Genomic DNA, 23,716 nt, shown 5'->3' with positions numbered 1-23,716 from the left:
AACGAACGTGGGAGTGCTATATCGCCGGTTTCGCCGGAGCTGGCTGGGCATCGAGGCGGAGGAGGCCGGTTTCGTGCGTCGGGGATTCCGCGAGGCCGGCATCGAGGCTCACCAGCGCCTCGAATCGGTCGGGCGAGTCTTCATCGCGGGGTACAACGCTGCGCTGGAAGCTCCGAACGTGGTCGGGTTGGGAGAGCGCCTTGATGGATTCGCCGTCGAGACTCGCGGCTTCGCGTACGAAGGGGCGGCGATGGCGGCGGCGATTCTCGACGGACTGACCCCGTGGGGTGCAAGTCGCTTCCGGGCCCTCCTGCACGGCCCAGGCGCCCCGCACGTCTACATGCTCCATGTCGGGTTCGGTTGCGCACTCGCTCGGCTGCCATGGGGGTCCGGACGGTTGCTCCGCGGCCTCGACCCGTTGCTCGGTTGGCTCGCAGTCGACGGCTATGGCTTCCACCAAGGCTACTTTCACCCGCCCCGATATCTCGACGCGTGCGAGTCGCCCGGTGAGTTCGCGGGCTACGCCTTGCGGGCGTTCGACCAGGGCCTCGGACGCAGCCTCTGGTTTGCGGAAGGGGCGGACGTCGGCCGAATCGCCCGTCGAATTGGGACGTTCGCACCCGATCGTCGAGTTGACTTGTGGGCGGGCGTAGGGCTTGCCTGCGGATATGCGGGCGGCGTCGGTCGGGACGAGATCACCGCCCTCCGGGCGGCCTGCCCGGACCCGGAGCAGCTGGCCCAGGGGGCGGCGTTCGCCGCGAAGGCCAGGCAACGCGCGAGGAACCCCGCCGCCCACACCGAACTGGCTTGTCGCGTGCTTTGCGGCCGAGGCGCCGAGGAGGCGGCCGTCGTGACCGATGACGCCCTGATCGACCTGCCCGGGGACCAGTCGGCCGTTCCGGTCTACGAAATTTGGCGGGCGCGGATCCGAACGCGGTTGTCGGGGGGGGGCATCGCGGCATGACGACCTCGATCCTTCGACGGAACGCGGCTCGGCTCATCGCGATTTCGGTGCTTGCGACCCTGTACGCGGCGGCGCGGCCTTCCTACCCGCAGATCGCCCTTCGCGAAAGGGTAGCGGCCCGTTTCCGGTTCACGACGGTCGAGTTGCCCGAGCCGGTCGGGACCAGCCCGCAGCCTCGGTCACGGCGTTCGGTCCACCCACGGCTGGAGGGTATTTCGGCCTGGATCTCCTCGGTGGGCGCCGCCGTCGCGCTGCACGACCTGGACGGCGACGGATTGCCGAACGACGTGGTCTACGTCGACACGCGGACCGACAGGGTGATCCTCGCCCCGGCACCGGGGACACCCGACCGATACGAGCCGTTCACGCTGGATCCGAACCCTCTGCACTACGAGCCGGCGACGATGGCTCCCATGGGGTCCCTGGTCGGCGACCTGAACGAGGACGGGCTGGCCGACGTGCTCGTATATTATTGGGGCCGGACCCCCGTGGCCTTCCTCCGCCGGCCCAGCCGCGAGACCGGGCCGGCGCGCTCGGCGTTCGCCCCCCGCGAGGTATCATCCACGTCCGACCGGTGGTTCACGAACGCGGCGACGCTCGCCGACCTCGACGGCGACGGCCACGCCGACCTGGTGGTCGCCAACTATTTCCCCGATGGATCGCGCATCCTCGACGTCGACACGCGAGGCACGGCTTCCATGCAGCGGTCGATGTCCCGCGCGTTCAATTCTGGTGAAAAACACATCTTCATATGGTCGGACGCGACGTCGGGAGGCGAGCCCGACGTCCGCTTCCGCGAGGAGGCTGGCGTCCTCGACGATTCGACCCTGTACGGTTGGACCCTCGCCGTCGGTGCTGCGGACCTCGACGGCGACCTGCTCCCCGAGCTCTACTTCGCGAACGACTTCGGCCCCGACCGCCTGTTGCACAACCGGTCGCATCCGGGTTCGATCCGGTTCGCCCCGGTGGAGGGACGTCGTGGACTGACCACCCCGTCGTCGAAGGTGCTCGGGCGCGACTCGTTTAAAGGAATGGGCGTCGACTTCGGCGACCTCAACGGCGACGGCCTTCTCGACCTGTTCGTGAGCAACATCGCGACCGAGTTCGCCCTGCTCGAGAGTCACTTCGCGTTCATCAGCACGGGCGAGGCCGGATCCTTCCGAGAGGGCGTCGCGCCCTACGTCGATCGGAGCGAGGAGCTTGGGCTGTCTCGGAGCGGTTGGGGCTGGGAGGCGAGGCTGGCGGACTTCGACAACGACGGGGACCTGGAGGCGCTTCAGGCGGTCGGGTTCATGAAGGGAGACGTGGATCGCTGGCCGGAGCTCCAGGAATTGGCGATGGGCCATGATGAGCTGCTGAGCGACCCTGGGAACTGGCCACGGTTCGCGTCAGGGGACGATCTCAGCGGCGGTCGGCGCAACCCGTTCTTCGTCCGGTTCGGGGGCCGGTTCGTCGACCTGTCCGCGGAGCTGGGACTGGCCGAGCCCGGGGTCAGCCGCGGGATCGCCACGGCCGACGTCGACGGCGACGGCAGGCTCGACTTCGCGGTCGCCAACCAGTGGGCCGCGTCGACCTTCCACCATAACGAGTCGACGGGTTCCGACGCTTTCCTGGGCCTGCACTTGCGTTTGCCCCTGCGGCCCGAGGCCACATCGGCCCGAACGGGCCACCCAGGCCCCGACACGCCCGGCCGGCCGGCGATCGGGGCTGAGGCGTCCGTCGCCTTGCCGAGCGGACGCCGCCTCGTCGCGCAGTGCGACGGCGGCAACGGCCACTCCGGCAAGCGCAGCCCCGACCTCCATTTCGGGCTCGGCCCGGTGACGCCGGGGACGTTGCTCTCGATCACATTGAGATGGCGCGACCCGAATGGGCAGGTCCGGCGGGAGGAATTGAGCCTTCCGCCCGGCTGGCACACCGTCCAACTCGGCTGGTCGGAGCTCAAGAGGGCCATCCCTGCGGGGGTGACGTCCCGGACTGAAATGGGAGGCGTCGACCGATGACGCAGCGGACCCCCGCGACGGCGGACGGCCTCCGACTTGCCGCCCTGCGACGGTTTGCGGCGGCGATCACGATCCTCAACCTCTTGGGACATTCGATCCTGGGGTTTGAGCAGTCGTGGGCCCAGCCGCTCGTAGCCCTGGCCACAGCATATCTTCTGGAGCTGACCCTTGAGGCCGCGAACGCCTGGTCAGAGGACCGCCCGTGCCGGTTCGCAGGCGGCGTCGGTCGTTACGTCGACTTCCTGCTCCCAGCCCACATTTCGGGGTTGGCCGTCGCGATGCTCCTGTACGCCAACGATCGTCTGACGCCGATCGCCTTCGCGGCGGCCGTCGCCATCAGCTCAAAATCGCTGGTGCGGGTGCCGGTGGGGTCGGGGGTGCGACACTGCCTGAACCCTTCGAATACAGGGATCGCCGTCACCCTGCTCGCCTTCCCCTGGGTCGGCATCGCGCCGCCGTACCAGTTCACCGAGAACCTGACGGGGGCCGGCGACTGGTTCCTGCCGCTGATACTGGTGATATCCGGCACGTTCCTGAATACAAGGTTCACCAGGAAGATGCCCTTGATCTTCGGTTGGTTGGGGGGCTTCGTGATTCAGGCGGTGATTCGCAGCCAAGTCGGGGGCACGCCCTTGACGGCGACGCTGCTGCCGATGACCGGGATGGCGTTTTTATTGTTCACCTTCTACATGGTGACGGACCCGGGCACGACGCCGTCGTCGCTGGGGGGGCAGCTCCTTTTCGGCGGCGCGGTGGCGGCGGTGTACGGGGCGCTCACCGCTTCGCACGTCGTGTTCGGGCTCTTCTTCTCGCTCCTGCTGGTCTGTTCGCTTCGCGGGGCCGCACTGGCTTACTCGGGCCGGCCCCGAAGACGGTCGCCGGCCCGCGCGACTAGAGCGTCTCACGCATCGTCGCCGGTTACGCAAGTGGGGGCGCCGGTGCTGGAGACCGCGGAGCGATGAGCACCAAGCGGATCGCGATCATTGGTATGGCCTGCGAGTTCGCCGACGCCCCTTCGCCGCAGGCGCTCTGGGAGAACGCGCTGGCTCGCCGTCGGGCGTTCCGACGTCTCCCACGCGAACGGCTCGACCTCGACGCCTATTTCGTCGAGGGCCTGGACGCCCCGGACCACACCTGCGCGACCGAGGCGGCCGTCATCCGCGACTACGAGTTCGACCGGGTCCGCTTCCGGGTCTCAGGCGAGGCCTTCCGCGCCGCCGACCCGGTCCACTGGCTGGCGCTGGACGTCGCCGATCGGGCGCTGGTCGACGCCGGCTTCCCCGACGGTGCGGACCTGCCCCGCGAACAGACCGGCGTCTATCTGGGCAACACTCTTACGGGAGAAACCTCTCGGGCCCAGGCCCTCCGCCTGCGCTGGCCGTACGTCCGCCGCACGATCGCCTCGGCGCTGACGAGCGAAGGATGGCCGCCTGATCGGCGGCGGAAGTTCCTGGACGAGCTGGAGGTTCGCTACAAGGCGCCGTTCCCGCCGGTCGGCCCCGAGACGCTTTCCGGCGGCCTCTCGAACACGATCGCCGGCCGGATCTGCAACCACTTCGGCTTCAACGGGGGCGGCTCGACCGTCGATGCGGCGTGCGCTTCGTCGCTGCTGGCGGTCGTCCACGCCTGCACCGCCCTGTCGGTCGGCGACCTCGACGTGGCCCTCGCGGGCGGCGTGGACGTCAGCCTCGACCCTTTCGAGCTCGTGGGGTTCGCCAAGGCCGGAGCGCTGACGAGCGGGGAGATGCGGGTCTTCGACGCCCGTTCGGACGGATTCTGGCCGGGTGAGGGGTGCGGCGTCGTCGTGCTCATGCGCTGGGAGGACGCGCTCGCCCAGGGGAAGCGAATCCGATGTACGCTCCCCGGTTGGGGAGTCTCGTCCGACGGCCATGGTGGATTGACCCGTCCGGAGGTGGAGGGCCAGGTCCTCGCCCTGCGGAGGGCTTATCGGCGCGCCGGGTTCGGCATCGACTCGGTCGCCTACTTCGAGGGGCACGGCACCGGCACGGCCGTGGGCGATGCGACCGAACTCCGGGCTCTAGGCCGCGCTCGCCGCGAGGCCGACCGGGAGGTCGTGTCTGGTCCGACGGCCGTCGGGTCGGTCAAGGCGAACATCGGTCACACGAAGGCCGCCGCCGGCGTCGCCGGTCTGATCAAGGCGGTCATGGCCCTTGACGTCCAGGTGATCCCTCCCGCCACCAGCTGCGACATCCCCCACCCGGAGCTGACCGCCCCAACGGCCGCACTGCGCGCGCCCACCGACGGCGAGCCATGGCCCGCGGACCTCCCGTTCCGCGCCGGCGTCAGCGCCATGGGCTTCGGAGGGATCAACGTTCACGTCGTGCTTGAGAACCTCGAAGCCCAGCGACGGCGGTCTCTAACGCCGGAGCAGTCGCGCCTGCTCCGGTCGCCCCAGGACGCCGAGTTGTTCGTCTTCGAGGAGGACTCAGCGGGGGCGCTGCGAGCCTGGATCGAGGACTTCCACCGTCTCGCCCCGGGGCTGTCTCGCTCCGAGCTGACCGACGCGGCCGGCACCCTGGCCTTCCGACTCGGCCCCCGACGAAAGCCATATCGGGCGGCGGTCGTCGCCTCGACGCCCGCCGAACTTGTGAAGCGGCTCGAGGTCCTTCGTCTCAGGCTCGACGACGGCCCGGGCACCCGGCTTGACGTTCGCAACGGCGTCTTTGTAGGGGAGGGCTGCGAAACCCCGCGCGTCGGATTCCTCTTCCCCGGCCAGGGATCTCCCGTGTACCGGGCTCCGGACTCCTGGGCTCGCCGGTTCCCGGCGGTTCGTCGGGCTTACGAGACGGCCGACCTGCCGGAAGTCCGCGACGGCCGGTCGACTGATGTCGCGCAGCCGGCGATCCTGGCCGCCGCGATCGCGGGCCTCGCCGTGCTCGACGAGGTTGGGCTCGTCGCCGAGGTCGGCGTCGGGCACAGCGTCGGGGAACTGTCCGCGCTGTACTGGGGCGGCTGCATCGACGCGACGACCCTGATGCGTCTGGCGAAGGCGCGGGGGCGGGCGATGGCCGGATGCGTGGCCGGAGGGGACGCTGGAGCTATGGCGAGTCTCGGCGCAGACCGGACGTGGGCCGAAACTCTGATCGACGGCGAGCCGGTCGTCGTCGCCGCCCTGAATTCTCCACGGCAGACGGTCGTCTCCGGGCCGACCTGCGCCGTGGCTCGGGTGGTCGAGCGAGCCCGCTTGGCGGGGGTGGCGGCGACGATCCTCGGGGTCTCTCGGGCATTCCACTCCCCCCTCGTCGCCGACGCGATGACGCCCTTGGCCGAGGCGATCGGCCGCGAGAGGCTCGCCCCGCCTCGGAAAGCCGTCGTCTCGACGGTCACCGGAGCGCTGCTGGAACGCGACGCGGACCTCGCCTCGATTCTCTGCCGCCAGGTCACCGCCCCGATTCGCTTCGTCGAGGCATTCTCCGCGTGCGAGGGGATCGATCTTTGGGTCGAGGTCGGCCCGGGCGACGTCCTCGGAGGACTGGCGGCTGAGAGCGGCGCCTCCCATGTCGTGTCGTTGGACGTCGGGGGAGCCTCGTTCCGCGGGCTCCTCGGGGCGGTCGCCGCGGCGTTCGCGGCCGGATGCGCCGTCCGGCCTGGCGTGCTCTTCGAAGACCGCTTTCTCCGCCCCCTGGACCTCGGCGCCACGCCCCGATTCTTCACGAACCCGTGTGAATCCATTTCCCCGTCCGATCCTCTCGAATCGCCGCGAGGCGCGACTGCAGAGCGGGTGGAGGTCCCGGGATCGCGACAGGACCTTGAGGCCCCGACGATTGGAGTGTCCGTTCAGGGTCGGGCCGTCGACGTGGTCCGAAGGCTCGTGGCCGAGAGGACGGAGCTTCCCGTCGAGGAGGTCGGCGACGACCATCGGCTCCTGCGTGATTTGCACCTGAACTCGATTGCGGTCAGTCAACTGGTCGTCGAGGCGGCCCGACGACTGGGCATGCCCGCCCCCGTCCTTCCCACACGATTTGCGAACGTGACCGTGGCCGAGGCGGCGGCGGCACTGGAGGAATCGGCCTGGGGCGGAACGAAGGCGAGCGACGCTCCCTCGGCCGCCCTCGGGCTGGGAGATTGGGTCAGGCCGTTCACGGTCGAGTGGGTCGAGAAGACTCGCCCGCCCCGATCCGCATCGGCCGACGGAGACGTATCCTGGCACATCGTGGCCCCGACCGGCGACGGGATCGCGCAAGAGCTCGGGCGGACTCTGGGCCGTGCGGGCGGCCCCGGCGTCGCCGTGGTCCTACCCGACGAGGCCGAGTCGAGTTGGCTCGAACTCCTCCTGGAGGGGGCCAGGGCCGCGCTGAAACTGGCCACGGACGGGCGGTTTCTGGTGGTCGGCTCGGGCGGGGTCGGCGCCGCGTTCGCCAAGTCCGTCCACCTCGAAGCGCCGTGGCTTGATACGGCGGCCGTCGTGGTCCCCCTGAGCCACCCCGACGCGGCCGCCTGGGTAGTCGCCGAGGCCCCAACTGGTCGCGGCTTCGTCGAGGTCCGCTACGACAGCTCCGGGCATAGGTTCGAACCGTCGCTTCGGCCCCTCGGTCCCCTCGGGAGCCCGCCGGCCCGACATTCACTCGGGTCGGAAGACGTGGTGCTCGTCACGGGCGGGGGGAAGGGGGTCGCCGCGGAATGCGCCCTGGAGTTGGCCCGTCGCACCGGCGTGCGGCTGGGCCTGATGGGGCGGGCCCGGCCCGAGGACGACCCCGACTTGGCCGCAAACCTGCAGCGGATCCGAGCCGCGGGGGTGGACTGCCAATACGCCTCCGCCGACGTGACCCACGCCGACGAGGTCCGCCGGGCAGTCGCGACGGTCGAGGCCGGTCTCGGGCCGATCACCGCGGTGGTCCATGCAGCCGGAGTGAACGAGCCCCGGCCCCTCGTCGAACTGGACCTGGAGTTGCTCCAGCGCACATCGGCCCCGAAAGTTCAGGGCCTCCGGAACGTGCTCGACGCCGTGTCCTCTCGTAGGATCCACTTGCTCGTGACCTTCGGCTCGATCATCGCCCGCACCGGGATGCGAGGTGAGGCCCATTACGCCCTGGCGAACGCCTGGCAGACCGAGTTGACCGGGCGATTCCAGGCTGAGCACCCGGCCTGCTACTGCCTGGCGTTGGAGTGGTCGGTCTGGGCCAGCGTCGGGATGGGGGAGCGGCTCGGTCGAATCGAGGCGTTGACGCGCGAGGGAGTCGGGCCGATACCGACCGAAACGGGGGCCGCCCTGTTCACCGCGCTCGTCGCGAAGCGTCCGCCACACGCTTCGGTGGTCGTCGCCGGCCGTATCGGCGATTCGCCGACGCTGTCGCTCGCCCGCCCGCCCCTACCCGCTCTTCGATTTCTCGACCGGCTCCTCATCGACTACCCGGGCATCGAACTGGTCGCCGAGACCGACCTTTCACGGAAGGCCGACCCCTACCTCGACGACCACGTGTTCCAGGGGGAAAGGCTTCTGCCCGCCGTGATCGGGTTGGAGGCGATGGCCCAGGCCGTGGCGGGCGTGATGCGCGGACAGGGACCGATGCCGACCATCATCGAGGAAGTCGCATTCGAACGCCCGATCATCATCGACGACGCGGGATCGACGACCGTCCGCCTCGTGGCCCTCGTCAGAGAGGGGGGCGTCGTGGAGGTCGCGCTGAGGTGTCACGCGACGGGGTATCACCTCGATCATTTCCGGGCCACTTTCCGATCAGGTCCGGAGCATCCCTGGGCCGCCGGGATCCACGACCCCGGTGCGGGCGAGGCCGTAGATCGGTTGTCGCTCGACCCCGAGCGGGAGTTGTACGGTGCCCTACTGTTTCAGGGCGGACGGTTCCGACGCTTGCGAAGCTACGACCGGCTGACCGCCAAGGCCTGCCGCGCGGAGGTCGCCCCCTCCGACCGCCGCAACTGGTTCGGAGACCGCCCGGAAGAGGAGCCGATTCTGGGCGACCCAGGAGCCCGCGACGCGGCCGTGCACTGCGTCCAGGCCTGCATCCCTCACGTTTCGGTCCTACCGGTCGGCGTACGTCGGATCATCGCCGACCCCGTCTGGCGGAAGGGCCCGCGTCGCGTGGTCGCCGACGAGCGGTCGTGCGACGACGGCGTCTTCACATACGACTTGACGATCTTCGACGCGAATGCGACGCCCGTCGAACGCTGGGAAGGGCTTCGACTGAAAGTCATCGGGTCGACGCACAACATCGGCCGGTGGCCCGCCGTTTTACTAGCTCCTTATCTCGAGCGTCGGGCGAGCGAGCTGGCGCCGGGCTTGGAGGTGGCCTTCGCCGTGGAAACCGGGGAGGCGGCCGATCGTCGCAGTCGTACGGACCGCGCGATGGCTCGGGCGTTTGGAGACGCGACTCCGGTGCGACGTCGCCCGGACGGAAAGCCTGACGCCTTCAAAGGCCTTCATTCTTCGGCAGCTCACGCCGGAATGCTGACCCTTGCGGCCGTCGGGCGCTGGCCCCTCGGGTGCGACGTCGAGCCCGCTCGGGCTCGCCCGGTGGACGATTGGCTGGGTGTCCTCGGCGAACACCGTTTGGGCCTGGCCCGCAGGCTGGCGGACGAAGCCGGAGGCGGGCTCGACGCCGCGGCCGCCCGCGTCTGGGCCGCCTCGGAGAGCTTGCAGAAGCTCGGCTCCATCGACCCCGACACTCTCGTCCACGAGACGACGGATTCGGGAGGCTGGGAGACCTTCCGGGCCGGGGGAGCGACGGTCCTGGCTCACGTGCTGCCGGTCGCCGGCGAGCCCGATTTGATCGCCGTCGCCCTGGCCGTGCGACCCCCGCAGCTGAACGGTCTGCATGCCGACGAAGGGGGGCGGCGGCGGACCTACGAGTACAGGCACGTGATCGGCCTCGAGGAGTCGAACCTCCTCGGGAACATCTATTTCGTCAACCATCTGAGATGGCAAGGCCGCTGCCGGGAAATGTTCCTCCGCGACCACGCCCCCGCCGTCCTGGCCGCGCTGGAGCGCGACATCGCCCTGGTCACCACGAACGTCTCCTGCGACTTTCTATCGGAATTGAAACCCTTCGACGAGGTCGCCGTGCGGATGAGTCTTGAGTCCCTGGGGACTTACTCCATCGCATTCCATTTCGATTACTGGCGGGTCTCGAGCGACGGCGAGCTCTTGGTCGCGTGCGGCAGACAAAGCGTCGCCTGCCTGCGGCGCGGTCCCGCCGGGCCGACGCCGTCCCCGATCCCCGAAGCTCTTCGAACAGCACTGGCCGAGTTCTCCTGAGCCAATCCACAGCCGACCTCCGGCGCAAGCGACGCGACGAGGGCCGGGAGCACGTTCGTGCCCGATCTTGGTCGATTGAAATCGATGTATCGATATCCCATCAAATGAGTTGTCGCAGGTTCGCACGCTCGGACGCCTTGAAGCCATGGGCGGATGCGAGGGCCTACGCGAACGTCTCCGCCGACTCCGTCGTCCGTCAGGCGACCCGGGGTCTGACTTACCTGGACGGTTTCTCATCTCGCCAGCTCCACACGACCTGAAACCGAGCCGGTCCAGCAGCAGGTCGGGGCGGAGTCGTCTTGGAGCGAAAATATCGGATTTTAATTTGACATGCCGGCCAATAGGTCTATCCTGCCGTTTGACGACCTGAACTCGTCGACAAGAATGGATTCCAACGGCGCTTCATTTCCAGACGCGACGACACGCGTTCGGCATCGGGTGACGCTTATCAGCCCCGGTTGCTTCGATTTGACATCGTATCAATTGAACATATCCGGTCGATTTGGTCATGCTCAAAGCTCGGCTCAAGAGGACGGCAAGGAAGCCTGGCATGTCTCGTCTTTCGACTCGTTGGGCGATCGACCGGTTTCCACGGTCGGCTTGCGTCGGATGGGTGCGGATCCCCTCGGCGGATTGGATCTCGCACGATCGAACGGTCTGGCGTAACGGACACCCGAGCAATCCAGGTGAATCGTGAACCCCAAGCAGAAATCCGGATCTCGTCGGAGGCGCTTCCTCGGGGAGATCATGGCGATCGCGGGAGTCGGCCCGGCCGGCCTTCTGCTCCTGTCAGATAAAGCCACTGCATTCCAGCAGCCCGCTCTTCGGGTGATCTTGAACCTCCCTGGGGACGCGACGATCTATGCGGGGCTGGCTCTGCCGACGAGGCAGGATTTCCTGGGGAACACGGGGCCCGCCGTCTACGCGGCCGCGTGCCAGACCCCCGTCTACCTTGTAGTCTTTGCGGGCAAATTCATCGACCCGCGCAACCACAACCAGGCGTCCCTGGTTCGGGTCTCAGTCCTGGGGGTTCCGGACGAGTCCGACGCACATTCCTTGTCGAATGCTTCACCTCGGTTGAGCTTCCTGGAATTCTACAACGCCGCGACGCGTACGCTCATAAGGTCGAACGACCTCAAGAGCGTCGAAATCACCTCTGAAAATGCGGGAGGGCCTACGAGAATCACGGCGAAAGCCACGGTGACGCTCGCCGGCGCGTCGAGGAACATCGGAATCGTCTGCTCCCGAAACGCGGACCAGATCCTCAACTTCGAGATCCGGGATCTGACCTCGAACCTCATCTTGGGGACCGGGATGGGAGAGGCCGGACGCGCCGGGCTCGCGACGGGTGGAATCCCGGTCCGAACCACGGACGTTGACGGCACGATCCAGCTTTTCGACCCTAGCGACGGGAGCCTGCTCGAGGTGCTTCCCTTGAAAGGTCAAAAAGGCGGGGCGGTGGCCGATGGATCGGACGTGTGGCAGATCGTCTACGATGAGGCGAAGCTTTACAGGCTCGACGCCAACGCCGGCGGAGGCGTCGAGGGGTCGATCCCCTTGCCGGCGGGCCGATGGGGAGGGATCGCGCTGAACGGCCAGGAGTTCTGGCTGCAGGGGGTCCGTGCGGGCCGGCAGGACTATTCCATCGTCAGGATTCGGAAATCCGACGGCGTGATCCTGTCTGAGATGGCGGCGAGCCCACTCATCAACGGTCTGGCCTGGGTGAATGGACGTCTCTATGCCTCCCTCAATGGGCAGGAACTCAGCCCCCCGACGTCGGACTCGGCCATCGTCACCCTGGACCCGACGACCGGAGAGTCGACGTCTCGGTTCAACTTGCCCGCGGGATCTTACCCTCACGACCTGGAGCCCGACGGCCAAGGCGGCCTCCTGGTCCTCGTGAGCGAGGGCGACCGACTCGACGGGCCGCTGACGGTACAGCAATTCACGCCTTGAGGTGGACCCTCCCGAACGTCCCACGAACCTGTCTCGAGCCCCGGCGACGGCGGCCGCGTTTTCTCAACGAGTAAATTTATGATGAGTATCAAGACGTTCGCCGTCTTCCAGATCTCCGTCGTCACGGCCGTGCTGGCCGTCGCGCCCGCCGCTCGGGGCGAATTGATCGTGACGGCCCATTCGATCGGCGGCGGCCTTTACGAGTACGACTTGACGATCGTGAACAGGCTGTTCATCAACCCGGAAACGGGCCGATCTGAAACCATCAGTGGGCTCAACCTCATAGGGGCCAACACCGTCTTCGGCCTGGACGCCTCGAGTTTCATCACCGCGCCGAAAAACGTGAACGGAATCCCGATGGCCGACTGGGATTTCTTCGCACCCTTGCCCCCCGTCGCCGACGAGTTGAATTACTTCTCGCTCACCGAAGCGGCGGATATTGCGATCGGCGGCATATTGTCAGGCTACACGTTTCTCAGCAGTACAGACCCCGGCACAGTCGACCTGAGCCGACTCGAGTTCGACGTCTTGGGCGGAGAGTCGGGCGCTCAACTCGTCATGGTGCCGGAGCCCACCGCCGTAGTTCAGGCGACGATCGCATGCTTGGTCCTGACCAGGTTCCTCGCCTCGCGTCGGAAACTCATGACCTATGCACACTCACATCATACGCCCCCCGGCGTTCCTCGAGATTCATGACATCCTGAGGTAGATCCGACGGTCATGTCACCAGGGGCCGTATGAGCTACAGCAGGTGTATACGGGCGTTCATGTCGAGCTCGATCCGGCCGTTGAGGTTCAATTCGCCCCCAGATCAATGGGGCGTGATGCGCACCGAGAAGCTGGACCGGAGAAACGAGAGCTTTTTGCATTTACATATCAGTGAACATGAATTCAGTAATTGACTCGATTATCCTGATGGCCGGGCAGACGAGTGCGCCGTCGAGGAGACGTCCATTGTCCTCGACGTGACACGTTCCGCCCCCTCTCTGGCGTCTTCCAGACTGGTGAAGCAGTTCTGGTCGAGGCACTCCACGCGAAGCCGTCCGCCCGTGATCGATGGACCCGGCGTGAACCGCATCCTTGTGCAGTGGCGACCGGGGTCTACCCCAACGGGTATGGTCGCCGAGGCAGGCCGGTTGGATAGCTGGAGTTGATCCTCCGGAAGGGCCCCCACGAGAGTTCCATGCCCACAAAGCTCGGCGCACTTTCCACGACCGGCGTGATCGCAAATCTCGGGCGAAACTGGAGAACACCTCAAGGGCCAAGAGCCTCGAGATCAAGGACTCCGCACCGGGGGGGCTGAGTACGGCTTGGACCTTGGAGGATGCCGGCCTCGACATGGTGTTGCTTGACGAGGGTGCTCGCGTCGAAGAAGGAGCGGGGCATCTAGAACCTTTCCGCCCTCACCTCGTCGACGACGGCTTGGGCCATGCTCCCCGGGATGCCGGCGGTGGCCTCCCGCACTTCTGCGAATCCATCGGGCGCGAGCGGCGAGAACGCCCGGCCGACCGTCGGGACGCCGACGCGCTCCGGCGGTCGGCACCGCGCAGCCCTTCTATAATTGGAGTCATTGACATACGTGCACACCAGTGAAAACCACGCCCTTTATGTCTTGTAACGATGATGCGTCATCGAGCGTGGACGCGGGCTGGACGGCCGCTTTCGGACGCCTCGACAGTCGGCGAAAAGCCACGCAGAAGGGTGGAAGTGCGAGCGGGCTTCAGCGTCCGATAATGGGCGTTATACTGGTTCGGCTCGACTTGAGCCGATCCCAGGGCGATTGCGCCATGATGGGTGATTTGCGAGGATCTTGAGGATCGGCCCGCGACGGTCGGGCCGGTGCCCGGCGGGTGGGTCGACCGAGATCCTCGATCATGACGTCGCCCGACCCCGATTCCCCATCTCCGTCGGTCCGCCTCCAGGACCACTTCGCGAGCCTGGCCGACCCGAGGCGTCGCAAGGTCACCTATCCGCTGATCAACGTCGTCGTCATCGCGGTCTACGCCGTCGTCGCCGGCGCGGACGACTTCGTCTCGATCGCGCTCTGGGGCCGCGAGCGGCGCGACTGGCTCGCGAAGTTCCTCGACCTCTCCGCCGGCGTCCCCTCGCACGACCGCTTCAACGCCATCTTCCGCGCCCTCGACCCGGGGGCCTTCGAGAGATGCCTGCTGGGCTGGATCGCCGCCCTGCACGAGGCGACCGCCGGGCGGGCCGTGGCGATCGACGGCAAGACGCTGCGCGGGAGCTTCGACCGGGCGTCGGGCAAGTCGGCGATCCACATGGTCTCGGCGTGGGCGACGGACGCCCGGCTGAGCCTCGGGCAGGTGGTCGTCGACGAGAAGTCCAACGAGATCACGGCCATCCCCGAGCTGCTCCGCATGCTGGAGCTGGAGGGCTGCCTGGTGACGATCGACGCGATGGGCTGCCAGACGGAGATCGCCCGGACGATCCTCGATCGCAAGGCCGACTACGTCCTGGCCGTGAAGGACAATCAGCCGACGCTGCACCGCGGCGTCGAGGACTTCTTCCTGGGGCACATGGAGGACGACTTCGCCCGCGTCAAGGTCGGCCGCCGTGAGACGAAGGAGAAGGGGCACGGCCGGGTCGAGCATCGGTCGTATTACGTCTGCGACGCCCCGGCCGACCTCCCGGACCGCGAGCGGTGGCCGGACCTGGCGGCCATCGGCGTGGCGATCAGCGTCTCGACGCGCGACGGCAGGCCGAGCGACGCCGTGCGGTATTACATCCTCAGCCGCCGCCTGGACGCCGAGGCGTTCGCGGATGCGGTCCGAGGCCACTGGGGGATCGAGAATTCGCTGCACTGGCAGCTCGACGTCACCTTCGGCGAGGACCGCTGCCGCGTCCGCGCCGGGCTGGCCGACGCCAACCTCAGCGTCGTCCGCCGGGCGGCCCTCGGCCTGCTCAAGAACGAGAAGACCGAGAAGGTCGGCGTGAAGAACAAGCGTCTCAAGGCCGCATGCAACACCGGCTATCTCGAACAAGTCTTGTTCGGATCATAGCTTATGGTGCAATCGCCCTGGAGCCGATCCACCCCGGCTTCGCCTTCTCCCGACGTTGCGACAAGGTCCCGGCTTGCATACGCGCCGGACTGCGTCGTGCGGGCCCCCAGGCCTTCGACCCCGGGCGACGACAGGACCATCCTATCGCAATACGCGATACTTGGCCTGGACGCGTTCAACGCATTCTGCGATAGTAGGCCCAGGGCCGCTGCGACTTCCGGGAAACCGACATGCACGTATTGACCTTGGCGCCGCTGCGAGATTTCTGGCGATCTCGGCCGGGAGATCCTCAGGCCGAGTCTCGCATGAGAGCCTGGTACAAGCTCACCGAGGCCATGGTCTGGGCCAACTTCGGAGAACTCCAGCAGACGTTCCGCGCGGCCGACAAGGTAGGCAATTGCTTCGTCTTCGACGTCGGCGGCAATCACTATCGGATCATCGCCAAGGTCGATTTCGCCCGAGCCATCGTGTTCATCAAACGGGTGATGGACCACAAGGAATACGACAGGGATCTATGGCCCGACCAATGCGGGTGCCATGAGCCCGACCCGCCCGGGAAATCCAAGGCGGGGGCGGTCGCGTCGCCGAAAGAGAAGCCTGAGGGCAAGGCCCTTAAGAGAGGTGGAAGACGATGACGATCAAGAAAGGATCACGGGCCAAGGTCCCGAAGCGGCACGAGGCCGCCGGCCTTCCAGCCTCGTCCGGCGGGATGGCGAAGGCGAAGCGTATGAAGCCGACGGCGTCCCTCACGCCCCCCTTCCACCTTCGGAACTATCTCGCCCTGGTGAAGAAGTTCCCGCTGCAACCCATCCGGGACGACGCCCACCTCGGCGAGGCGTTGGCGACGGTCGAGACTCTGATGTGTCGGGACCTGGACGAGGGCGCGGAATCGTATCTGGCCGTCCTCACGGGCCTCGTCGAGGCTTACGAGGCCGGGACGCGCCCGATCCCGGACGCCTCCGAGGCCGACGTCCTCGGCTTGCTGATGGAGCAAAAAGGGGTCAGCCAGACCGACCTCCGGGACGAGGTCGGCATCTCGCAGTCCACCGTCTCCGCCGTACTTCGCGGCGCCCGAAACCTCACCAAGTCCCAAGTCGTCGACCTCGCTCGCTTCTTCAAGGTTCCGCCGGCGGTCTTCCTGCCGAGGACATGACGAAATAGCCGCAGCCGACGGATTCGCCCCAGGCAGGCGGCTCGTCGATCCTCGCCGTCCTGTAATTCTTCCGGGCATGGAGAATCCGGGGCGGGGATCGGCCTCGTCTGGAACTCGAGGTACGCCCGCAGCAGTCCGCGGTATTCGTCGCTCCTGGGATCGTATCGTCGGCAGGTCGGAGTGAGCTCCCCGGCCGTGCTCGTGATGCCCGTCTTCCGAGCCTCGATCGCCTTCCGAGATCGGGTGAGCGCCTTCACGGCGTCGCGAGTCTACTCCACCCCCGCCATCGTCGGTGGGTCTGATAATGGGGGTTATTCTCGCACTTGGAAAAGTGTCCTGACGACGAGGGTCGTGAGTGGCTGGCCGGGATCGGCGTTGGCATGGGGCCTGAATAGTCGACCTCTCGACTCCCACGGCTTGAAGACCCCGTCGAGCCGACGCCGACGAGGAACACGACTCCAGGTCGCTTGAGGCAGGCGACCAGGAGGCCAACGAGCCGGACGGCCCGGGTAATCGGGTCCGTTGGTGGGGAGGCCTATGGGCTCGAGTTTGCGTGGCGGAGGCCACGACTTGGCCTCGGCTCGCATGCCGGCTGATCGCGACCATGCATCGCCGCCCGCCTCGGCTAACGTCCCCAGGCCGTGCGAGACCGGCACCGAGATCTCCCCGGCCATGGCGCCGACGCCGTGTTCCCAGGCGGGGCCGGCCCCGAGCTCGACGTCGGACGCCGTGACCAAGTCGCTCGGATCCTGACCGATTGGTTTGAAGGCCGGGCCTGGGTCAGCTGCCGGTCGAGCGCCGCCCATACCGCCTGGGAGTCTTCAGCGCCGCGTGGATGCGGCCCTGCACGACCCGCCGAAGCTCTTGGGGGTGCCGCCGCGGACGCAGGCCCCGTGCGTCGGTGTGCCGGACGACGCCGGGGCTGCACGCCGACAAGGTCACCTGCGCCTCCCAACTGCGGCTGAGCCGCGCGAGGACCGACCTGCACTTCTCAACTCCGTGCAGGCCGGATCCGAACAAGCTCGAGCCGCCACCCCGCCAGGTCGAGCTTCGGTAGCTCCAGGTGCGGAGCCGACCGACTCGGGCGGGTCCGCCCGAGTCGGTCGGGGGCGGGCTCGGCGGCCGTCGTCGGGAGCTGCTGCGAAGGACTCCAGATCGACTTCGGACAGCCCCCTGGGTCCGAAGGACGACGCAGCCCGCCTTCACCACTGCTACCGAAGCTGCGGGGCGGCGGCGGCGTCGACGCGCAGCCTTTCTCAATTCATAAATATTTATTTGTATTTTCTAATACGGATTTCATTAACTTGTGGTACCCTTTATTAAGTTGTCCCGGAAAGAACTCGACGATTCGTCGCAAACCCAATTAGATATTGATTTAGTGGGAAACCGACGGGCTCCTAAAAGCCATCTTAGGCTGTCCTCTCGGCGGCTAAATCGCCCGAGGGCCGCCGCGAACCCTCCGCAACAACGCCCCTCCGGGCCGATGGTCGCCAGGTCGCAATCAAGCTCGAGGAGCGTGAACAACATGTCCGGCAGCAATCGATATCGCGGGTTCCCGTCACTTCGCAAGGGCCGCCAGGCCGCGCGTTCCAAGGCCCGCAGCCGCAAGTGTTCGATCGAGCACCTGGAAGACCGCACCGTGCCGGCCGTCTTCAACGTATCCAGCGGGCTCGTCTCGGACCTTGTGACGGCGGTCGAGACGGCGAACGCCAACGTCGATCCGGCCGATACGATCAACCTGTCGGGCACATACACCTTCACCCAGGCCGACAACTACTGGTACGGCCCGAACGCGCTCCCGGCGATCGTCGGTGACCTGACGATCAACGGCGACCCGATCAGCGGCGCCCTCCTGCAACGGAGCGGCGCGGTCGGGACTCCGGACTTCCGATTCTTCTACGTCGCGGCCGCCCAGAGCGGCGTCGCGTTCGGAACCTTGAACCTCAGCAACCTGACTCTCTCCAACGGCCTCGCGAAGGGCGGCGACGCCGGAAACGGCGGCGGCGGCATGGGCGCGGGAGGCGCGATCTTCAACATGGGCGCCGTGAATCTAAACGGCGTCACCATCGCCGGCGGCGGCGCCGTCGGCGGCGGCACCAACGTCGGATCGGGCAGCGGCGGCGGCGGCATCGGTGAAGATGCAACCGGGGGCGCGGGCGGCGGATTCGGCGGGACGGCGCCGGGAGCGGTCGGAGGAGCCGGGGGAGAGGGCAATTTTTCAGCCAACGGCGGCGGCGGCGGATTCAACGCCAGCGACCCCGGGGGGGCCGGGCCGGGCGGCGGCAGCGGCAATCTCGGCGGAGCCGGAAGCGGGGCGGTCGGGGGCGATGGCGGCGGCGGCGCGTCGTCGGGGTTAGGCTCCGACCCCGGCGGTTCGTTCGGCCAGGGAGGCATCTCCACGATCATGGGCGCGGGCGGCGGCGGCGTCGGCGGCGGCGGCGGCGGAAACGGTGAAGGAGCGGGCGGAGGGTTCGGCGGCGGCGGCGGCGGAAACGCCGTGTTCGGCGGCGGTGGTTCGGGCGGAGACGGAGGCTTCGGCGGCGGCGGCGGCGCCAGCAACCCCTCCGCCGGCGGTCGGGAGGGCGGATGGGGAGCGGGGGCGAGCGGAAGCCAGGCGCTCGGCAACGGCGGCGGCGGCGGCGGCGGCGGCATGGGTGGGGCCATCTTCAACTTCACCGGCGACCTGACCATCGTCAACTCCACGATCGCCGGCAATTACGCGACGGGCGGGAACTCGGCCAAGCAGGCCCAGGCCGGCGGCGGGTTCGGCGGCGGCGTCTTCAACCTCAACGGCTCGGTCGTCCTCGTCAACGCCACCTTCGCCCTGAACACGACGGTCTCGGGGACCGGCGGCGCGCAGTCGGCCGTCGTCTCCAACGGCCTGGACGTCTACAGCCTCACTTTCGGGCGAGAGTGGCGGTCGGGCGCAGCGTTCACCAAGGGAGGCCCCGTGTCCGCGAGCGTCGAGCTGGCCAACTCGATCCTCGTCAGCGAGGGGGGCGCCCAGAATAACCTCATCCTCACGCTCGACGCTTCGGCGAAGAGCATCGGGAGCGGCGGGTCGAACACGAATACGGCGACGGCCTCCCTCGACGGCGCGGCGTATACGAACATCGTCTACGGCGTGACCGGGGCCTTCGCGACGGGCGGCGTCGACGACACGTCCACCGTCGACCTTGATCCGGCCGGCCTCGCCGACAACGACGGTCCGACCCCGACCGTCGCCCTGCTCATGCAAACCGCGACTGCCGGACTTTCAGGTGGGTCGGTCGTCTTCGGGATCACGATCCCGACCGTAGACCAGCGGGGCGTCGTGCGTCCCGCCAGCGCGTCCGACGTCGGCGCCTTCCAGATCCTCCTCCTCCCTTCCGCGACGCTCGACGCCGCGACGACGATCAACGTCGCGGGTGCGGCCGCCGTAACGACCAACGTCGTCGTCACCTACACCGATAACTCGGGCAGCGGGATCGACGCGGCGACCTTCGGGCTCGGGAACATCACGGTCGGCAACGGTGCCACCGTCACGGGATTCAGCGTCTCCGGCGACGTCGTCACCTACACCGTCACCGCCCCCGCGGCCACCTGGGCCGGGAGCTTCCAGGGCGAGTATGTGATCTCGGTGGTCGCTGGGGGCGTGAAAGACCTGGCCGGCAACCCGATCGCAGCCGTCGCCGACCTCGGCTCGTTCCTCGTCGACACCGTTCCACCGACGGCGACCCTCACATCCGCCCTGGCGGTCGACGCCATGTCCTCCGGCCTGGCCACCACCAGCATCGCCGTCACCTATTCCGACGCGACCGCGGGGATCGACCCGGCCTCGATCGGGGTCGGGAACATCACGGTGGGCAACGGCGCGACGGTGACCGGGTTCGCGGTCGCGGGCGGCGTGGTGACGTACACCGTCGCCGCGCCTTCGGCCACCTGGGCCGCCAGCGCGCAGGGCGTTTACACGGTCTCGGTGGTCGCCGGCGGCGTGAAGGACCTGGCCGGCAACCCGATCGCCGCCGTCGCCGACCTCGGCTCGTTCCTCGTCGACACGACCCTCCCAACCGCCGTCCTAGCGAACGTGCCGCCGGTCAACGCCGCCTCCGGCGCTCTTGCTACCACGCCGCTCAGCGTCGCCTACGACGGCGGAGCCTCCGGGGTCGACCCTTCGACCTTCGGGGTCGGGAACATCATCGTGGGCAACGGCGCGACGGTGACCGGCTTCACGGTCGTCGGCGACGTCGTCACCTACACCGTCGCCGCCCCCACGGCCACCTGGGCCGCCGGTGCTCAAGGCACCTACACCGTCTCGGTCGTGGCGGGTAGCGTGACGGATATGGTGGGCAACGCGATCGCCGCCGCCTCCCTCGGGTCGTTCCTCGTCGACACGGTGGCGCCGACGGCGTCGCTGACCGCCGCCCCGACGGTCACGAACGCGGCGGCCGGGGCGTCGACGACGACGGTCGCCGTCACCTATTCCGACGCGACCGCGGGGATCGACCCGGCCTCGATCGGGGTCGGGAACATCACGGTGGGCAACGGCGCGACGGTGACCGGGTTCGCGGTCGCGGGCGGCGTGGTGACGTACACCGTCGCCGCGCCTTCGGCCACCTGGGCCGCCAGCGCGCAGGGCGTTTACACGGTCTCGGTGGTCGCCGGCGGCGTGAAGGACCTGGCCGGCAACCCGATCGCCGCCGTCGCCGACCTCGGCTCGTTCTTCGTCGCCACGGCCCTGCCCACGGCGACACTCGCGAGCGCACCGACTGTCAACGCCGCCGACGCCTCGGGATTCTCGACCTCGGTCAGCGTCGCCTACGGCAGCGGTGCGGTCGGCCTCGATCCCGCAAGCTTCGGCGTCGGAAACATCACGGTCGGCAACGGCGCGACCGTCATCGGATACTCGGTTTCGGGGAACGTCGTCACCTACTCCGTCTCTGCGCCATTCCCCACCTGGGCCGCCAGCGTCCAGGGCCCCTACGCGATTTCGGTCGTGGCGGGTAGCGTGACGGATATGGTGGGCAACGCGATCGCCGCCGCCTCCCTCGGGTCGTTCCTCGTCGACACGGTGGCGCCGACGGCGTCGCTGACCGCCGCCCCGACGGTCACGAACGCGGCGGCCGGGGCGTCGACGACGACGGTCGCCGTCACCTATTCCGACGCGACCGCGGGGATCGACCCGGCCTCGATCGGGGTCGGGAACATCACGGTGGGCAACGGCGCGACGGTGACCGGGTTCGCGGTCGCGGGCGGCGTGGTGACGTACACCGTCGCCGCGCCTTCGGCCACCTGGGCCGCCAGCGCGCAGGGCGTTTACACGGTCTCGGTGGTCGCCGGCGGCGTGAAGGACCTGGCCGGCAACCCGATCGCCGCCGTCGCCGACCTCGGCTCGTTCTTCGTCGCCACGGCCCTGCCCACGGCGACCCTCGCGAGCGCCCCGACCGTCGACAACGCGAGCGGAGGTTCCTCGAACACGATGATCTCCGTCACTTACAACGGCGGCGCCTCGGGGATCGACCCTTCGACCTTCGGGGTCGGGAACATCACGGTGGGCAACGGCGCGACGGTGACCGGCTTCACGGTCGTCGGCGACGTCGTCACCTACACCGTCGCCGCCCCCGCGGCCACCTGGGCCGGGAGCTTCCAGGGCGAGTATGTGATCTCGGTGGTCGCCGGCGGCGTGAAGGACCTGGCCGGAAACGCGATCGCAGCCGTCGCCGACCTCGGATCGTTCCTCGTCGCCACGGCCCTCCCGACGGCGACTCTGACGGCCGCACCTCCGGTCAACGCCGCGGCGGGCGAGGCGTCGACGACGACAGTGAGAATCGCCTACGGCGGCGGGGCCTCGGGGATCGACCCTTCGACCTTCGGGGTCGGGAACATCACGGTGGGCAACGGCGCGACGGTGACCGGCTTCACGGTCGTCGGCGACGTCGTCACCTACACCGTCGCCGCCCCCGCGGCCACCTGGGCCGGGAGCTTCCAGGGCGAGTATGTGATCTCGGTGGTCGCCGGCGGCGTGAAAGACCTGGCCGGAAACGCGATCGCCGCCGTCGCCGACCTCGGGGCGATCGTGGTCGACGTCTCCGTGAAAACCGCCACGTCCGCGAGCGTCGTCGCGTCCCCCGACCCCGCCGTCTTCGGCGGACCGATCACCGTCGCCGCGACGATCTCGCGTGAAGGACCAGGGCCGATTCCGACGGGGACCGTCGTCTTCCGCATCGGCGAGACCATCCTGGCCGAGGTCCCGATCGGCCCGAACGGCGTCGCCGTCTATACCATCCCGGCCGGTCTCGCGGTCGGCGCCGCGACGCTCACCGCCAGCTACAGCGGCGACGCCCTGTTCGCTCCGACCACGTCCGGTCCCGTCGTCGTGGTCGTCGAGAGGTCGACAACCGCCTCCGGCGAGATCTCGGCCTCGCCGTCGCAGGTCTTCTTCGGCCAGGACGTGACGCTGACGGCCGCCTTCGCGGCGCCGTCCGACGGCGTGACCCTGATGACCGGGACCGTCGCCTTCTACGACGGCGAGGTCTTTCTCGGCTCCGCGCCCATCGGGCAGCTACGCCTCGCCGGCCTGGACGCTGGATCGGCGGGCGCGAGCTCCGGCTTCGCGTCGTTCACGACGAGTTCCCTGAGGGCCGGGAACCACCTGATCCGAGCCGTCTATTCCGGAGATGCAAACTTTTCCTCCGCGACTTCGAACGCTCCGGTCGCCGTCGTCGTGGCCCCGGCGACGACCGCCTCGTCGCTGACGGTCGCGGTCTCAGGGCGATCGGCGACCCTCACCTCGTCGATCGTCGCGACGTCTCCCGGCGCGGTCGACCTGACCGGGACGGTGTTCTTCTACGACGGCGACGTCTTGATCGGCTCCGCGCCGCTGGTCGGCGGCGCGGCGAGCCTGTCGCTCGCCGACCTCGCACCCGGCGTCCACGACTTCCGGGCGGTGTTTTCCGGGAACGCCGACGTCGCGCAGAGCGCCTCGGGATCGGTGTCGACGGTCATCCAGCCGAACGCCCCGCTGATCCCGTCCGTCGTCAACCTCCTCCGATACGGCTTCCACGCCCAACCGACGACCCTCGTCTTGACATTCAGCGGCGACGTCGACACCTCCGTCGCCTCGAATCCGGACCGATACGTCGTGACCGGCCCGATCGGGCCTCGCGGCGTCGGCGTGCGGATCCCGGTCCGCGCCGCGACTTACGACCCCGCGACCCGCTCGGTCACCCTGTCGTTCAACAGCCGCCTCCGACTCCAGCGACGGTTCCGGATCGCCGTCCCGTCGATCGGCTACGCCGCGGCCTTCGACGGCGGCATCCTCGCCGGAGCGAATCGCCGCCCGTCGATCCTCCGCCGTCGTTGACCCGTGATGGACCTTGCGGCCATTTAGGCGCGGCTTGCTACGGTGAT

At 68.2% G+C, this 23,716-nt stretch carries 11 protein-coding genes; 10 read left to right on the top strand and 1 reads right to left on the bottom strand.

The window, feature by feature from the left end:
• Nucleotides 1-13: 13 nt before the first annotated feature.
• From PZE19_RS31705 to PZE19_RS31665, 9 genes are all read left to right on the top strand, one after another.
• Nucleotides 14-964, top strand: coding sequence for a DUF1702 family protein (locus PZE19_RS31705; RefSeq protein WP_277864683.1), 951 nt, complete (start codon nt 14-16; stop codon nt 962-964).
• Entirely contained in the window at nt 961-2,964 is a 2,004-nt protein-coding gene (locus PZE19_RS31700; RefSeq protein WP_368411426.1) for a CRTAC1 family protein, read from the top strand. Before PZE19_RS31705 ends, PZE19_RS31700 begins: the two co-directional genes overlap by 4 nt.
• Nucleotides 2,961-3,926 carry a hypothetical protein gene (locus PZE19_RS31695; RefSeq protein ID WP_277864681.1) on the top strand — a complete coding sequence of 322 codons (966 nt, stop codon included), beginning with the start codon at nt 2,961-2,963 and terminating at the stop codon, nt 3,924-3,926. Before PZE19_RS31700 ends, PZE19_RS31695 begins: the two co-directional genes overlap by 4 nt.
• A complete protein-coding gene (locus PZE19_RS31690; RefSeq protein ID WP_277864680.1) occupies nt 3,923-10,198 on the top strand; it encodes a type I polyketide synthase in 6,276 nt (2,091 codons plus the stop codon). Before PZE19_RS31695 ends, PZE19_RS31690 begins: the two co-directional genes overlap by 4 nt.
• 693 nt (nt 10,199-10,891) lie before the next feature.
• Nucleotides 10,892-12,154 carry an NHL repeat-containing protein gene (locus tag PZE19_RS31685; protein ID WP_277864679.1) on the top strand — a complete coding sequence of 421 codons (1,263 nt, stop codon included), beginning with the start codon at nt 10,892-10,894 and terminating at the stop codon, nt 12,152-12,154.
• A gap of 81 nt (nt 12,155-12,235) precedes the next feature.
• Nucleotides 12,236-12,850, top strand: coding sequence for a hypothetical protein (locus PZE19_RS31680; protein WP_277864678.1), 615 nt, complete (start codon nt 12,236-12,238; stop codon nt 12,848-12,850).
• 1,178 nt (nt 12,851-14,028) lie between these two features.
• Nucleotides 14,029-15,174 (top strand): ISAs1 family transposase, encoded by a 1,146-nt coding sequence (locus PZE19_RS31675; protein WP_277864677.1) that lies wholly within the window; start codon nt 14,029-14,031, stop codon nt 15,172-15,174.
• 305 nt (nt 15,175-15,479) lie between these two features.
• Nucleotides 15,480-15,809, top strand: coding sequence for a type II toxin-antitoxin system HigB family toxin (locus PZE19_RS31670; RefSeq protein WP_277864676.1), 330 nt, complete (start codon nt 15,480-15,482; stop codon nt 15,807-15,809).
• On the top strand, nt 15,806-16,327 hold the full coding sequence (locus tag PZE19_RS31665; protein ID WP_277864675.1) for a helix-turn-helix domain-containing protein: 522 nt from the start codon (nt 15,806-15,808) through the stop codon (nt 16,325-16,327). The genes PZE19_RS31670 and PZE19_RS31665 overlap by 4 nt, the downstream gene beginning before the upstream one ends.
• 780 nt (nt 16,328-17,107) lie before the next feature.
• Here PZE19_RS31665 and PZE19_RS31660 read toward each other — a convergent pair.
• On the bottom strand, nt 17,108-17,269 hold the full coding sequence (locus tag PZE19_RS31660; RefSeq protein WP_277864674.1) for a hypothetical protein: 162 nt from the start codon (nt 17,267-17,269) through the stop codon (nt 17,108-17,110).
• 583 nt (nt 17,270-17,852) lie between these two features.
• Between PZE19_RS31660 and PZE19_RS31655 the strand changes: the two genes are divergently transcribed.
• The gene (locus PZE19_RS31655; RefSeq protein WP_277864673.1) at nt 17,853-23,669 is read left to right on the top strand and encodes a beta strand repeat-containing protein; all 5,817 of its coding nucleotides are present in this window, start codon (nt 17,853-17,855) and stop codon (nt 23,667-23,669) included.
• Nucleotides 23,670-23,716 lie beyond the last annotated feature (47 nt).

It is taken from the genome of Paludisphaera mucosa, assembly GCF_029589435.1.
Taxonomy (GTDB): Bacteria; Planctomycetota; Planctomycetia; order Isosphaerales; family Isosphaeraceae; genus Paludisphaera; species Paludisphaera mucosa.
This window is presented reverse-complemented; position numbering and strand designations above follow the sequence as displayed.

What these genes read in the sequence shown, in the direction of transcription:
- PZE19_RS31700 (WP_368411426.1), top strand. Translation starts at nt 961, where the DNA reads ATGACGACCTCGATCCTTCGACGGAACGCGGCTCGGCTCATCGCGATT.
- PZE19_RS31695 (WP_277864681.1), top strand. Translation starts at nt 2,961, where the DNA reads ATGACGCAGCGGACCCCCGCGACGGCGGACGGCCTCCGACTTGCCGCC.
- PZE19_RS31690 (WP_277864680.1), top strand. Translation starts at nt 3,923, where the DNA reads ATGAGCACCAAGCGGATCGCGATCATTGGTATGGCCTGCGAGTTCGCC.
- PZE19_RS31680 (WP_277864678.1), top strand. Translation starts at nt 12,236, where the DNA reads ATGAGTATCAAGACGTTCGCCGTCTTCCAGATCTCCGTCGTCACGGCC.
- PZE19_RS31675 (WP_277864677.1), top strand. Translation starts at nt 14,029, where the DNA reads ATGACGTCGCCCGACCCCGATTCCCCATCTCCGTCGGTCCGCCTCCAG.
- PZE19_RS31670 (WP_277864676.1), top strand. Translation starts at nt 15,480, where the DNA reads ATGAGAGCCTGGTACAAGCTCACCGAGGCCATGGTCTGGGCCAACTTC.
- PZE19_RS31665 (WP_277864675.1), top strand. Translation starts at nt 15,806, where the DNA reads ATGACGATCAAGAAAGGATCACGGGCCAAGGTCCCGAAGCGGCACGAG.
- PZE19_RS31655 (WP_277864673.1), top strand. Translation starts at nt 17,853, where the DNA reads ATGTCCGGCAGCAATCGATATCGCGGGTTCCCGTCACTTCGCAAGGGC.